Origin of the sequence: Escherichia sp. WS568 (genome assembly GCF_046486085.1) — a bacterium.
Taxonomy (GTDB): domain Bacteria; phylum Pseudomonadota; class Gammaproteobacteria; order Enterobacterales; family Enterobacteriaceae; genus Escherichia; species Escherichia coli.
Genome location: NZ_JBJQMC010000004.1, coordinates 191946 through 205367, shown reverse-complemented (window position 1 = coordinate 205367; position 13422 = coordinate 191946). Strand labels below are relative to the sequence as shown.

The 13422-nt window shown below is 52.6% G+C and carries 8 protein-coding genes; 3 read left to right on the top strand and 5 right to left on the bottom strand.

Annotated elements, in window-relative coordinates:
• The first annotated feature begins 76 nt into the window (after window positions 1–76).
• Entirely contained in the window at window positions 77–943 is an 867-nt protein-coding gene (speE, locus tag ACJHWR_RS06605; RefSeq protein ID WP_000818411.1) for a polyamine aminopropyltransferase, read from the top strand.
• Between the two features lie 15 nt (window positions 944–958).
• Window positions 959–1753, top strand: coding sequence for an adenosylmethionine decarboxylase (gene speD / locus ACJHWR_RS06600; RefSeq protein ID WP_000734287.1), 795 nt, complete (start codon window positions 959–961; stop codon window positions 1751–1753).
• Window positions 1754–1790: 37 nt separating this feature from the next.
• On the opposite strand, the gene yacL is transcribed toward speD, so the two are convergent.
• A complete protein-coding gene (yacL, locus tag ACJHWR_RS06595) occupies window positions 1791–2153 on the bottom strand; it encodes a protein YacL (RefSeq protein WP_012311899.1) in 363 nt (120 codons plus the stop codon).
• Window positions 2154–2327: 174 nt separating this feature from the next.
• The gene (acnB, locus tag ACJHWR_RS06590; protein ID WP_001303793.1) at window positions 2328–4925 is read right to left on the bottom strand and encodes a bifunctional aconitate hydratase 2/2-methylisocitrate dehydratase; all 2598 of its coding nucleotides are present in this window, start codon (window positions 4923–4925) and stop codon (window positions 2328–2330) included.
• Between the two features lie 354 nt (window positions 4926–5279).
• On the opposite strand from acnB, the gene ACJHWR_RS06585 reads away from it, so the two are divergent.
• The gene (locus ACJHWR_RS06585) at window positions 5280–7037 is read left to right on the top strand and encodes a DUF3300 domain-containing protein (protein WP_000784436.1); all 1758 of its coding nucleotides are present in this window, start codon (window positions 5280–5282) and stop codon (window positions 7035–7037) included.
• Window positions 7038–7107: 70 nt separating this feature from the next.
• Here the strand turns inward: ACJHWR_RS06585 and lpdA are convergent, their stop codons facing one another.
• The 3 genes from lpdA to aceE form a co-directional block, all read right to left on the bottom strand.
• Complete coding sequence (gene lpdA, locus ACJHWR_RS06580; RefSeq protein ID WP_000102485.1) at window positions 7108–8532, bottom strand: dihydrolipoyl dehydrogenase; 1425 nt, start codon at window positions 8530–8532, stop codon at window positions 7108–7110.
• A 207-nt stretch (window positions 8533–8739) separates the two neighbouring features.
• Window positions 8740–10632: a pyruvate dehydrogenase complex dihydrolipoyllysine-residue acetyltransferase gene (gene aceF / locus ACJHWR_RS06575; protein WP_000963532.1), complete on the bottom strand. Its 1893-nt coding sequence runs from the start codon at window positions 10630–10632 to the stop codon at window positions 8740–8742.
• Window positions 10633–10646: 14 nt separating this feature from the next.
• Window positions 10647–13310 carry a pyruvate dehydrogenase (acetyl-transferring), homodimeric type gene (gene aceE, locus ACJHWR_RS06570; protein WP_000003820.1) on the bottom strand — a complete coding sequence of 888 codons (2664 nt, stop codon included), beginning with the start codon at window positions 13308–13310 and terminating at the stop codon, window positions 10647–10649.
• Window positions 13311–13422: the final 112 nt, after the last annotated feature.

The window sequence follows — 13422 nt, the reverse complement described above, 5'->3', positions numbered from 1 at the left end:
CCGTGCATCCGCGGTCAATGTTAGCTATTATGTTGCGCCCTTTTTTTACGGGTGTTAACAAAGGAGGTATCAACCCATGGCCGAAAAAAAACAGTGGCATGAAACGCTACACGACCAGTTTGGGCAGTACTTTGCGGTAGATAACGTTCTGTATCATGAAAAGACCGATCACCAGGATCTGATCATTTTTGAGAACGCTGCATTTGGTCGCGTAATGGCGCTGGATGGCGTAGTACAAACCACCGAGCGCGACGAGTTTATCTATCATGAGATGATGACCCATGTTCCGCTACTGGCCCACGGTCACGCGAAACATGTGCTGATTATCGGCGGCGGCGACGGTGCCATGCTGCGTGAAGTAACCCGACATAAAAACGTTGAGTCAATCACGATGGTGGAAATCGATGCGGGTGTCGTATCGTTCTGCCGTCAGTATCTGCCCAACCATAACGCCGGTAGCTACGACGATCCGCGCTTTAAACTGGTGATCGACGATGGCGTCAATTTCGTGAATCAAACCAGCCAGACCTTTGATGTCATTATCTCCGACTGCACCGATCCTATCGGTCCCGGCGAAAGTCTGTTCACCTCAGCATTTTATGAAGGCTGCAAACGTTGCCTGAATCCAGGCGGTATTTTCGTCGCACAAAACGGCGTCTGCTTTTTACAGCAGGAAGAAGCCATCGACAGCCATCGCAAACTCAGCCATTACTTCAGCGACGTTGGCTTTTATCAGGCGGCGATCCCGACCTATTACGGCGGCATCATGACCTTTGCATGGGCGACAGATAACGATGCCTTACGCCATCTCTCAACCGAAATTATTCAGGCGCGTTTTCTCGCTTCTGGCCTGAAATGCCGTTATTACAATCCGGCAATCCATACGGCAGCTTTTGCCTTACCTCAGTATCTGCAAGACGCACTGGCTTCACAGCCGTCCTAAGGAGAAGATAAGAAATTGAAAAAACTGAAACTGCATGGCTTTAATAATCTGACCAAAAGTCTGAGTTTTTGTATTTACGATATCTGCTACGCCAAAACTGCCGAAGAACGCGACGGTTATATTGCTTATATCGATGAACTCTATAATGCCAACCGTCTGACCGAAATCCTGTCAGAAACCTGTTCCATTATCGGGGCCAATATTCTTAACATCGCCCGCCAGGATTACGAACCACAGGGTGCCAGCGTCACTATTCTGGTGAGTGAAGAACCGGTTGACCCGAAACTTATCGACAAAACAGAACACCCCGGCCCACTGCCAGAAACGGTCGTTGCCCATCTCGATAAAAGTCATATTTGCGTACATACCTACCCGGAAAGTCATCCTGAAGGCGGTTTATGTACCTTCCGCGCCGATATTGAAGTCTCCACCTGCGGCGTGATTTCCCCGCTGAAGGCGCTGAATTACCTGATCCACCAGCTTGAGTCCGATATCGTAACCATTGATTATCGCGTGCGCGGTTTTACCCGCGACATTAACGGTATGAAGCACTTTATCGACCATGAGATTAATTCGATTCAGAACTTTATGTCTGACGATATGAAGGCGCTGTATGACATGGTGGATGTGAACGTCTATCAGGAGAATATCTTCCATACCAAGATGTTGCTTAAAGAGTTCGACCTTAAGCACTACATGTTCCACACCAAACCGGAAGATTTAACCGACAGCGAGCGCCAGGAAATTACCGCTGCGCTGTGGAAAGAAATGCGCGAGATTTATTACGGGCGCAATATGCCCGCTGTTTAACGTCTCAGGCGGAGCACGGAGGCTCCGCCTGATTTACTTACTTCTGCTGGACGAAATTACGGTAAGCCGCCACCACCTGAAGAAAATCCTCAACGCCGCATAGCGACAAGCTCTCTTCATCGTAGTAGTTCATCCCCTCTTCCATTTCATCGCCAGCGAATTCCAGTTGATTGGCGCGAACCATCACTTCTTCGCCGTCCATCCACAGGGTGTATTCATGCCCTGCCCGCTGCCAGGAACGTTCGCTGCCTTTGAGCGTGCGCGCTGCGTCTTCCACTTCATCAAGCAAGGCCAGGTTTTCTTTCACCTCTTCATTAAACCAGTGCCCGATGACTTCATGCCCCATGGACATGCGCACCTTTACCACTCCGGTTACATCACGCAGAAATTCGTAATCCATAGTGTGTTCCTCTGCTCCCGGCAATGCGCCGAAATCGCATTGCGCCATTGATGTAATTATCGCAGCCTTACCGGAGAAAAACAGCGGAACGGCGATGGTTTAGAAATAAAAAATGCCCGGGAATCTCATTCACCGGGCATTGTGTCGTTTATGCGCAGCGCGTGCGCTTACTTATTAAACCGCAGTCTGGAAAATCACCCCATCGGCTTTTTCGGTGTACTGAGAAAGCTGGTTGAAGTTCAGATAACGGTAAGTATCAACGGCGGTTTTATCTACTTGCGCCACGTAGGTCTGGTACTCTTCCGGCGTCGGCAGTTTGCCAATCAGCGCCGCAACAGCAGCCAGTTCAGCAGAAGCCAGGAAGACATTCGCGCCAGTACCTAAACGGTTCGGGAAGTTACGGGTAGAGGTGGAAACCACCGTCGCACCGTCTGCTACACGCGCCTGGTTACCCATACACAGGGAACAGCCAGGGATCTCGATACGAGCACCACTCTTACCGAAGACGCTGTAGTAGCCTTCTTCGGTCAGTTGCGCGGCGTCCATACGCGTTGGCGGTGCCACCCACAGGCGGGTCGGCAGTTGACCTTTGTGCGCATCCAGCAGTTTACCAGCAGCACGGAAGTGACCGATGTTAGTCATGCAAGATCCGATAAATACTTCGTCGATCTTCTCGCCCTGTACCGCAGACAGCGGACGTGCGTCGTCCGGGTCATTCGGTGCACAGAGGATTGGCTCTTTGATATCCGCCAGATCGATGTCGATCACTGCCGCGTATTCCGCATCTGCATCGGCTTCCAGCAGCTCAGGATTCGCCAGCCATTTTTCCATGCCCTGAATACGGCGTTCCAGGGTACGACGATCGCCGTAACCTTCCGCGATCATCCACTTCAGCAGGACGATGTTAGAGTTCAGGTATTCGATGATCGGTTCTTTGTTCAGCTTGATAGTACAACCAGCGGCAGAACGCTCAGCGGACGCATCGGTCAGCTCAAAGGCCTGCTCAACTTTCAGATCCGGCAGACCTTCAATTTCCAGAATGCGACCAGAGAAGATGTTTTTCTTGCCTTTCTTCTCAACGGTCAGCAGACCTTGTTTGATTGCATACAGCGGAATGGCGTGAACCAGGTCGCGCAGGGTGATGCCCGGCTGCATTTTGCCTTTGAAGCGCACCAGAACGGATTCCGGCATATCCAGCGGCATTACGCCTGTTGCGGCTGCAAATGCCACCAGACCAGAACCCGCCGGGAAAGAGATACCGATCGGGAAACGGGTATGGGAATCACCACCGGTACCGACGGTATCCGGCAGCAGCATACGGTTCAGCCAGGAGTGGATTACGCCGTCACCCGGACGCAGCGACACACCGCCACGGTTCATAATGAAGTCCGGCAGCGTGTGGTGCGTATTCACGTCAACTGGCTTCGGATACGCCGCGGTGTGGCAGAAAGACTGCATCACCAGGTCAGCCGAGAAGCCCAGGCACGCCAGGTCTTTCAGTTCATCACGGGTCATCGGGCCAGTGGTGTCCTGAGAACCAACAGAAGTCATTTTCGGTTCGCAGTACGCGCCCGGACGAATGCCTTTCACACCGCAGGCACGACCGACCATTTTCTGCGCCAGCGAGAAGCCGCGATCGCTCTCAGCGACATCTTTCGCCTGACGGAACACATCGCTGTGCGGCAGACCAAGTGCTTCACGCGCTTTGGTGGTCAGGCCACGCCCGATAATCAGCGGAATACGACCACCGGCACGCACTTCATCAATCAGCACGTCGGTTTTCAGTTCGAAGGTCGCCAGCAGTTCGCCGGTTTCGTGGTTACGCACTTCACCTTTGTACGGGTAAACGTCAATTACGTCACCCATGTTCAGGTTAGAGACGTCCACTTCAATTGGCAGTGCACCCGCATCTTCCATCGTGTTAAAGAAGATGGGTGCAATTTTACCGCCGAGGCACAAACCACCGCCGCGTTTGTTCGGCACATGTGGAATATCATCGCCCATAAACCACAGAACGGAGTTCGTGGCGGATTTACGCGATGAACCCGTACCCACAACGTCACCGACGTACGCCAGCGGGAAACCTTTCTGTTGCAGAGCTTCAATCTGTTTGATCGGACCAACAACACCAGGCTGATCTGGCTCAATACCTTCACGGGCGTTTTTCAGCATCGCCAGCGCGTGCAGTGGGATATCCGGGCGTGACCACGCATCCGGTGCCGGAGAAAGGTCATCGGTGTTGGTTTCGCCTGTGACTTTGAAGACGGTAACGGTCAGTTTTTCAGCCAGTGCCGGGCGATTCAGGAACCATTCGGCATCTGCCCAGGACTGCATTACCTGCTTCGCATATTCGTTACCTGCTTTGGCTTTCTCTTCTACGTCATAGAAGTTATCGAACATCAGCAGCGTGTGAGAAAGTGCTTTGGCAGCGATCGGTGCCAGTTTGGCATCATCCAGCGCATCGATCAGCGGATGAATGTTGTAACCACCCTGCATGGTGCCCAGCAGTTCGATGGCTTTTTCCGGAGTCAGCAGTGGGGATTTGGCTTCGCCTTTCGCGACAGCAGCCAGGAAGCCTGCTTTGACATAGGCGGCTTCATCGACGCCAGGGGGAACACGGTTGGTTAACAGATCTAACAGGAATTCTTCTTCGCCCGCGGGCGGGTTTTTCAGCAGCTCTACAAGTGCGGCCATTTGGTTTGCATCCAGGGGTTTGGGCGCAATCCCCTCAGCGGCACGCTCAGCTACGTGCTTACGGTATTCTTCTAGCACGACGGTTCTCCTCGCTCTCATTGTCATAGTGCGGCAGGCGATTCTCTTCACGCTCCTGTGAGACAGCAGTTTGTAGGGTAAATGCCCAGTACCGCAACGGGCAGAATAGCAGGATTTTGACGATGTGTTAATCTGTTTACAAAAAAGCAACATAAAAAAGTGGCTGAATCGTTAAGGATAGTCTAGAGAATGTTTCCCTCCGTAAAAACTTCGTTAATTCGCATGGTGATAATCACCTTTCTCAACGAATCCCAAGATTAGTCAAAATTTAAACTACGGCCTCTTTATACTCGGATTCACAGCACCTGCGGGTGGCAGTTCGCCGACCATTGCGATTTCCTTGAGATCCGAATTATGAAAATGACTTTGCCGTTTAAACCCCATGTGCTGGCGCTAATTTGCAGTGCCGGGCTTTGTGCCGCCTCTGCCGGGCTATATATAAAAAGCCGCACAGTGGAAGCGCCTGTGGAATCGCAATCGACACAACAGACTGCGCCTGACATCTCCGCAGTTACGCTTCCTGCAACGGTTTCCGCGCCTCCCGTAACGCCTGCCGTCGTCAAATCTACATTCAGCACTGCACAAATAGATCAATGGGTTGCGCCTGTCGCGCTGTACCCCGACTCTCTGCTTTCACAAGTGTTAATGGCATCAACCTATCCGGCAAACGTTGCGCAAGCAGTGCAATGGTCGCACGATAATCCACTTAAACAAGGCGATGCTGCTATTCAGGCGGTATCTGACCAGCCCTGGGACGCCAGCGTCAAATCACTGGTGGCCTTTCCACAGTTGATGGCATTGATGGGCGAAAACCCGCAATGGGTGCAAAACCTGGGCGATGCTTTTCTGGCGCAGCCGCAGGACGTGATGGACTCGGTACAACGATTGCGGCAACTGGCGCAACAAACCGGTTCGCTAAAGTCATCAACTGAACAAAAGATCATCACGACAACGAAAAAAGTCGTACCGGTAAATCAGCCCGCCAACGCCCCTGTTACACAATCAAATACCGTTTCTACGTCCAGCCCCGTCGTCGCAGAACCTGCACCGACCGTAATAACCATTGAGCCAGCCAATCCGGATGTGGTTTATATTCCGAACTACAACCCAAACGTGGTTTACGGCAGTTGGGCCAATACCGCTTATCCGCCAGTTTATCTGCCGCCGCCAGCCGGAGAACCGTTTGTTGACAGCTTTGTGCGCGGATTCGGCTATAGCATGGGCGTTGCTACCACATACGCACTATTCAGCAGCATCGACTGGGACGACGACGATCATGACCATCATCATCATGACGATGATGATTATCATCACCACGATGGCGGTCATCGTGACGGTAATGACTGGCAACACAACGGCGACAACATCAATATCGACGTCAACAATTTCAACCGTATCACTGGTGAGCATCTTACTGATAAGAATATGGCATGGCGGCACAATCCAAACTACCGTGATGGTGTGCCCTATCATGATCAGGATATGGCAAAGCGGTTTCACCAAACCGATGTCAACGGCGGCATGAGCGCCACGCAGTTACCTGCTCTATCGCGCGACAGTCAGCGTCAGGCAGCAGCAAGTCAGTTTCAGCAACGAACACACACTGCGCCAGTCATTACGCGAGATACTCAACGTCAGGCTGCGGCACAGCGATTTAATGAAGCGGAACATTATGGGAGCTATGACGACTTCCGCGAGTTCAGCCGTCGCCAACCACTGACCCAGCAACAAAAGGACGCTGCTCGTCAGCGTTATCAGTCGGCCTCGCCTGAGCAGCGCCAGGCAGTCCGCGAGAAAATGCAGACTAACCCGCAGAACCAGCAGCGAAGAGAGGTAGCGCGTGAGCGTATTCAGTCTGCAACTCCCGAACAGCGCCAGGTGTTTAAGGAAAAAGTACAGCAGCGCCCACTGAACCAACAGCAACGTGATAACGCCCGCCAGCGTATACAATCGGCATCACCTGAACAACGTCAGGTTTTTCGGGAGAAAGTTCAGGAGAGCCGCCCACAACGTCTAAACGACAGTAACCATACTGTCAGGCTGAATAACGAGCAACGGTCAGCAGTACGCGAACGTCTCTCTGAGCGCGGAGCAAGGCGACTGGAAAGGTAAATTACAGACGTAAAAAAAGCGGCGTGGCTAGCCGCTTTTTTAATTGCCGGATGTTCCGGCAAACGAAAAATTACTTCTTCTTCGCTTTCGGGTTCGGCAGGTCGGTAATGCTACCTTCGAACACTTCTGCCGCCAGGCCCACAGACTCGTGCAGAGTCGGGTGCGCGTGGATGGTCAGTGCGATGTCTTCAGCATCACAACCCATTTCGATTGCCAGACCGATTTCACCCAGCAGCTCGCCGCCGTTAGTACCGACAATCGCACCACCGATCACACGGTGAGATTCTTTGTCGAAAATCAGCTTGGTCATACCATCTGCGCAGTCAGAAGCGATAGCTCGACCAGAAGCAGCCCACGGGAAGGTGGCGGTTTCGTAGCTGATGCCTTTCTCTTTCGCTTCTTTCTCAGTCAGACCCACCCATGCAACTTCTGGTTCGGTATAGGCGATAGACGGGATAACTTTCGGATCGAAGTAGTGTTTCTTACCGGCAATAACTTCAGCGGCAACATGACCTTCGTGAACACCTTTGTGTGCCAGCATCGGCTGACCGACGATATCGCCGATAGCAAAGATGTGCGGTACGTTGGTACGCAGCTGTTTGTCAACGCGGATGAAACCACGGTCGTCCACTTCCACGCCAGCTTTGCCTGCGTCGAGGTTTTTACCGTTCGGCACACGACCAATCGCTACCAGCACGGCGTCGTAACGCTGCGGTTCAGCGGGTGCTTTTTTGCCTTCCATCGTCACATAAATACCGTCTTCTTTCGCTTCAACGGCGGTAACTTTGGTTTCCAGCATCAGGTTGAATTTCTTGCTGATACGCTTGGTGAAGACTTTAACGATGTCTTTATCAGCTGCCGGGATGACCTGGTCGAACATTTCAACCACGTCAATCTGTGAACCCAGCGCGTGGTATACGGTGCCCATTTCCAGACCGATGATACCGCCACCCATTACCAGCAGGCGTTCTGGTACTTCTTTCAGTTCCAGCGCGTCAGTGGAGTCCCAGATACGCGGATCTTCATGCGGAATAAACGGCAGTTGGATCGGGCGAGAACCCGCTGCAATGATCGCGTTGTCGAAGTTGATCACGGTTTTGCCGTTCTCACCTTCAACTTCCAGGGTGTTAGCCCCGGTAAATTTACCCAGACCGTTGACCACTTTGACTTTGCGGCCTTTCGCCATACCAGCCAGACCACCGGTCAGCTGATTGATCACTTTCTCTTTCCAGGTACGAATCTTGTCGATATCGGTTTTCGGTTCGCCGAAGACGATACCGTGTTCAGCCAGCGCTTTGGCTTCTTCGATAACTTTTGCTACGTGCAGCAGTGCTTTAGAAGGGATACAGCCGACGTTCAGGCAAACACCGCCAAGGGTGTTGTAACGTTCTACGATTACGGTTTCCAGACCTAAATCAGCGCAACGGAAGGCAGCGGAGTAACCTGCGGGGCCTGCCCCAAGTACCACGACCTGAGTTTTGATTTCAGTACTCATCATGACCTCTATATATTTATCTCCGGCGGGTCTGACGTTTTTTTTATGACGCCCATTATCCACCGGGTCGTTCTATCCGTCGGTATTTTACAAAATTGTTAACAATTTTTAAACAACAAACGGCAACCGATTTGTCTATTCGCTAATAACCTCAATACATTCATGAGATTACCAGAAAAAAGCCGGCCGTTGGGCCGGCTCTTTTACTTACATCACCAGACGGCGAATGTCAGACAGCGTGTTGTTAATGATGGTAATGAAACGGGCACCATCAGCACCGTCGATCACGCGGTGGTCGAAGGAGAGAGAAATCGGCAGCATCAGACGCGGCACGAACTCTTTACCATTCCACACCGGCTCCATCGCGGACTTGGAAACGCCGAGGATAGCCACTTCCGGCGCGTTCACAATCGGCGCGAAGTGGGTAGTACCCAGGCCGCCGATGCTGGAGATGGTGAAGCAACCGCCCTGCATTTCGCCCGCAGTCAGCTTACCGTCACGCGCTTTCTTAGAAATAGTCATCAGCTCGCGAGACAGCTCGATGATGCCTTTCTTGTTGACGTCTTTGAATACCGGAACAACCAGACCGTTCGGGGTATCCACCGCCACACCGATGTTGATGTATTTCTTCAGGGTCAGACGCTGACCGTCTTCCGACAGCGAACTGTTGAAGCGAGGCATCTGCTCCAGTGCCGCAGCAACGGCTTTCATGATGAAGACAACTGGGGTTATCTTCACATCCAGCTTACGTTTCGCCGCTTCTTCGTTCTGCTGTTTACGGAACGCTTCCAGCTCGGTGATATCGGTTTTGTCGAAGTGAGTAACATGCGGGATCATCACCCAGTTACGGCTCAGGTTCGCACCAGAGATTTTCTGGATACGGCCCAGTTCCACTTCTTCGATTTCACCAAACTTGCTGAAGTCCACCTTCGGCCACGGCAGCATGCCCGGGATACCGCCGCCAGTCGCCGCCGGAGCCGCTTCTGCACGTTTGATAGCTTCTTTCACGTAAGCCTGAACGTCTTCGCGCAGGATACGACCTTTACGGCCAGTGCCCTTCACTTTCGCCAGGTTAACGCCAAACTCGCGTGCCAGACGGCGGATCAGCGGAGTCGCGTGAACGTAAGCGTCATTTTCAGCAAATTCAGATTTGCCTTCCGCTTTCGCAGCCGGAGCTGCTGCCGGAGCTTCAGCTTTTGCTGCCGGAGCCGGCGCTGCCGCTTCCTGTTTCGCAGGAGCTGCCGCAGGCGCTGCGCCTTCAACTTCGAAGATCATAATCAGCGAGCCAGTTTTCACTTTATCGCCAACGTTGACTTTCAGTTCCTTCACGACGCCTGCAAACGGAGCCGGAACTTCCATAGAAGCTTTGTCGCCTTCTACGGTGATCAGTGACTGTTCAGCGGCAACTTTGTCGCCCACTTTCACCATCACTTCGGTCACTTCAACTTCGTCACCACCGATATCCGGAACGTTAACGTCTTTCACGCCAGCCGCTGATGCAGGGGCCGCTGCCGGAGCCGCTTCCTGTTTAGCCGCCGGAGCTGCCGCGCCTGCTTCACCCGCGACTTCGAAGACCATAATCAGCGAGCCGGTAGACACTTTGTCACCCACGTTCACTTTGATCTCTTTCACGGTGCCAGCAAACGGAGCCGGAACTTCCATAGAAGCCTTGTCGCCTTCTACGGTGATCAGCGACTGTTCAGCTTCAACTTTATCGCCAACTTTCACCAGGATTTCGGTCACTTCAACTTCGTCGCTGCCGATATCCGGAACATTAACGTCTTTTGCCGCCGCAGCCGCTGGTGCTGCTGCCGGAGCTGCTTCTTTCTTCTCTTCTGCCTGAGCAGGTGCAGCGTCTGCTGCACCGTCGGCGGAATCGAAAATCATAATCAGTGCGCCGGTCTGGGTTTTATCGCCAACAGAGACTTTGATCTCTTTAACGATACCCGCCTGCGGAGACGGAACTTCCATAGAGGCTTTGTCGCCTTCTACGGTGATCAGCGACTGTTCGGCTTCAACTTTGTCGCCCACTTTGACCAGGATCTCGGTGATTTCAACTTCATCAGCCCCGATGTCCGGTACTTTGATTTCGATAGCCATTATTCTTTTACCTCTTACGCCAGACGCGGGTTAACTTTATCTGCATCGATGTTGAATTTGGCGATTGCGTCAGCAACCACTTTCTTATCGATTTCGCCACGTTTAGCCAGTTCGCCCAGCGCCGCAACCACGACATAAGAAGCATCAACTTCGAAGTGGTGACGCAGGTTCTCACGGCTGTCGGAACGACCGAAGCCATCAGTACCCAGTACGCGGTAGTCGTCAGCCGGTACGTAAGTACGGACCTGCTCAGCGAACAGTTTCATATAGTCGGTAGATGCCACTGCCGGAGCGTCATTCATCACCTGAGCGATATACGGAACGCGCGGAGTTTCCAGCGGGTGCAGCATGTTCCAGCGTTCACAATCCTGACCATCACGCGCCAGTTCGGTGAAGGATGTCACGCTATAAACGTCAGAACCTACGCCGTAATCTTTCGCCAGGATCTCAGCTGCTTCACGGACGTGACGCAGGATAGAACCGGAGCCGAGCAGCTGAACTTTACCTTTGCTACCTTCAATGGTTTCGAGTTTGTAGATACCTTTACGGATACCTTCCTCAGCACCTTCGGGCATTGCCGGCATGTGGTAGTTTTCGTTCAGCGTGGTGATGTAGTAGTAAACGTTCTCTTGTTTTTCACCGTACATACGCTCCAGACCGTCATGCATGATGACAGCAACTTCGTAAGCGTAAGCCGGGTCGTAAGAGATACAGTTCGGGATAGTCAGCGACTGAATGTGGCTGTGACCATCTTCGTGCTGCAGACCTTCGCCGTTCAGGGTGGTACGACCGGAAGTACCGCCGATCAGGAAGCCACGCGCTTGCTGGTCACCAGCCGCCCAGCACAGATCGCCGATACGCTGGAAGCCGAACATCGAGTAATAGATGTAGAACGGAATCATCGGCAGATTGTTGGTGCTGTAAGAGGTCGCCGCTGCCAGCCAGGAACAACCTGCGCCCAGCTCGTTGATCCCTTCCTGCAGAATCTGACCTTTCTCGTCTTCTTTATAGTAAGCAACCTGCTCGCGGTCCTGCGGGGTGTACTGCTGACCGTTCGGGCTGTAAATACCAATCTGACGGAACAGACCTTCCATACCGAAAGTACGCGCTTCGTCGGCGATGATCGGCACCAGTCGGTCTTTGATCGACTTGTTCTTCAGCATCACGTTCAGAGCACGAACGAAAGCGATAGTGGTAGAGATCTCTTTGCTCTGCTCTTCCAGCAGCGCGCCGAAATCTTGCAGGCTCGGCAGCTCAAGCTTCTCGGTGAAGTTCGGCTGACGGCTTGGCAGATAACCGTGCAGTTTCTGACGCTGCGCGTGCAGATAGGTATGCTCTTCAGAACCTTCCGGGAAGGTGATGTACGGCAGTTTTTCGATATCGGCATCAGACACCGGCACATTGAAACGGTCGCGGATGTGACGCACGCCGTCCATGTTCATTTTCTTAACCTGGTGCGCGATGTTTTTACCTTCAGCCGCGTCGCCCATGCCGTAACCTTTAATGGTATGAGCAAGGATTACTGTCGCTTTGCCTTTGGTTTCCTGCGCTTTCTTGAATGCAGCGTAGATTTTCTTCGGATCGTGACCGCCACGGTTCAGTGCCCAGATCTGCTCGTCAGTCCAGTCTGCAACCAGTGCTGCGGTTTCAGGATATTTACCGAAGAAGTGTTCACGAACGTACGCACCATCTTTCGATTTGAAGGTCTGGTAGTCGCCGTCAACGGTTTCGTTCATCAGCTGGATCAGTTTACCGCTGGTATCTTTACGCAGCAGTTCATCCCAACGGCTACCCCACATCACTTTGATCACGTTCCAGCCAGCACCTTCGAAGATGCCTTCCAGTTCGTTGATGATCTTGCCGTTACCGGTGACCGGGCCGTCAAGACGTTGCAGGTTACAGTTGATAACGAAGACCAGGTTATCCAGTTTTTCACGGGTTGCGATGGTGATCGCACCTTTGGATTCCGGTTCGTCCATTTCACCGTCGCCGAGGAATGCGTAAACGGTCTGTTTAGAGGTATCTTTCAGGCCACGGTGTTCCAGATATTTCAGGAACTTAGCCTGGTAAATAGCACCAATCGGACCCAGACCCATAGATACGGTCGGGAACTGCCAGAATTCCGGCATCAGTTTCGGGTGCGGATAGGAAGAGAGGCCATTGCCGTGAACTTCCTGACGGAAGTTATCCAGCTGCTCCTGAGTCAGACGACCTTCCAGGAAAGCACGTGCGTAAACGCCCGGGGAGATGTGGCCCTGGAAGTAAACCAGGTCGCCGCCATCCTGCTCGTTGCGTGCACGGAAGAAGTGGTTAAAGCACACATCATAAATGGTTGCGGAAGACTGGAAGGACGCCATGTGGCCGCCCAGTTCGAGGTCTTTTTTCGACGCACGCAGAACCGTCATGATGGCGTTCCAGCGGATAGCTGAACGAATACGGCGTTCCAGTTCCAGATTACCCGGATACTCCGGTTGTTCTTCAACGGGGATGGTGTTGATGTAGTTGCTGATACCTGTGCCTGCGGCTACGTTGACACCGCCTTTGCGGGCTTCAGCAAGCAGTTGGTCGATCAGATACTGAGCACGCTCAACACCTTCTTCACGGATGACCGATTCGATCGCCTGGAGCCAGTCGCGAGTTTCGATCGGATCCACGTCATTTGGGAAACGTTCTGACATGGGTTATTCCTTATCTATCTAATAACGTTGAGTTTTCTGGAACCTGTCCCATTGAACTCTCGCCGGAAAGCTCAATAAGACAGGTTCTACGTTTAGTTGCCGCGCTTTTATA

Excerpts from the sequence above, each read along its gene's own strand:
- speE (WP_000818411.1), top strand. The coding sequence starts at position 77 with ATGGCCGAAAAAAAACAGTGGCATGAAACGCTACACGACCAGTTTGGG.
- yacL (WP_012311899.1), bottom strand. The coding sequence starts at position 2,153 with ATGGATTACGAATTTCTGCGTGATGTAACCGGAGTGGTAAAGGTGCGC.
- ACJHWR_RS06585 (WP_000784436.1), top strand. The coding sequence starts at position 5,280 with ATGAAAATGACTTTGCCGTTTAAACCCCATGTGCTGGCGCTAATTTGC.
- lpdA (WP_000102485.1), bottom strand. The coding sequence starts at position 8,532 with ATGAGTACTGAAATCAAAACTCAGGTCGTGGTACTTGGGGCAGGCCCC.
- aceF (WP_000963532.1), bottom strand. The coding sequence starts at position 10,632 with ATGGCTATCGAAATCAAAGTACCGGACATCGGGGCTGATGAAGTTGAA.
- aceE (WP_000003820.1), bottom strand. The coding sequence starts at position 13,310 with ATGTCAGAACGTTTCCCAAATGACGTGGATCCGATCGAAACTCGCGAC.